Origin of the sequence: Photobacterium sp. WH24, assembly GCF_019204055.1 — a bacterium.
GTDB lineage: Bacteria > Pseudomonadota > Gammaproteobacteria > Enterobacterales > Vibrionaceae > Photobacterium > Photobacterium arenosum.
In genome coordinates this window covers 1-953 of the sequence record NZ_JAGSOZ010000053.1, presented here as the reverse complement: position 1 = coordinate 953, position 953 = coordinate 1, and the positions used below count along the sequence as shown (strand labels likewise).

At 59.6% G+C, this 953-nt stretch carries 1 protein-coding gene; it reads left to right on the top strand.

Annotated features, from left to right (window positions below; genetic code table 11):
- A partial coding sequence (locus KCG43_RS21280; RefSeq protein WP_304622560.1) for a transketolase C-terminal domain-containing protein occupies positions 1 to 953 on the top strand: 953 nt, incomplete at both ends.

Genomic DNA, 953 nt, shown 5'->3' with positions numbered 1-953 from the left:
CTGCCGGCACAGTGGGAAAAAGCAACCAGCCAGATCATTGCCGATCTGCAGGCCAACCCGGCCAACATCGCTTCCCGTAAAGCTTCTCAGAACGCGCTGGAAGCCTTCGGCAAAATCCTGCCTGAATTCATGGGCGGCTCGGCAGATCTGGCACCTTCCAACCTGACCATGTGGTCCGGTTCCAAGTCGCTGACCGCAGATGACGCATCCGGTAACTACATCCACTACGGTGTGCGTGAATTCGGCATGACGGCCATCATCAACGGTATCGCCCTGCACGGCGGTTTCGTGCCTTACGGCGCGACCTTCCTGATGTTCATGGAATATGCCCGTAACGCCATGCGCATGGCCGCGCTGATGGGCGTGCAGAACATTCAGGTCTATACCCACGACTCGATTGGTCTGGGTGAAGACGGCCCGACGCACCAGCCGGTGGAGCAAATCGCTTCGCTGCGCCTGACCCCGAACATGAGCACCTGGCGTCCGTGTGACCAGGTTGAATCTGCCGTGGCCTGGAAACTGGCCATCGAGCGTAAAGACGCGCCGTCAGCGCTGATCTTCTCGCGTCAGAATCTGGCTCAGCAGGAGCGTAACGACGCGCAGGTTGCGGATATCGCGAAGGGTGGTTACATCCTGAAAGACTGCGCCGGCAAGCCTGAGCTGATTTTGATTGCCACCGGCTCTGAAGTAGAGCTGGCGGTGAACGCAGCGGCCGAGCTGAGCGCCGAAGGCAAGCAGGTGCGCGTGGTGTCTATGCCATCAACCGATGCGTTCGACAAGCAAGACGCCGCTTACCGCGAGTCTGTACTGCCATCGGATGTGACCGCCCGTATCGCTATCGAAGCCGGTATTGCCGACTTCTGGTACAAGTACGTGGGCTTTGACGGCCGCATCATCGGCATGACCAGCTTCGGTGAATCGGCCCCGGCCGGTGAGCTGTTCAAGCTGTTCGG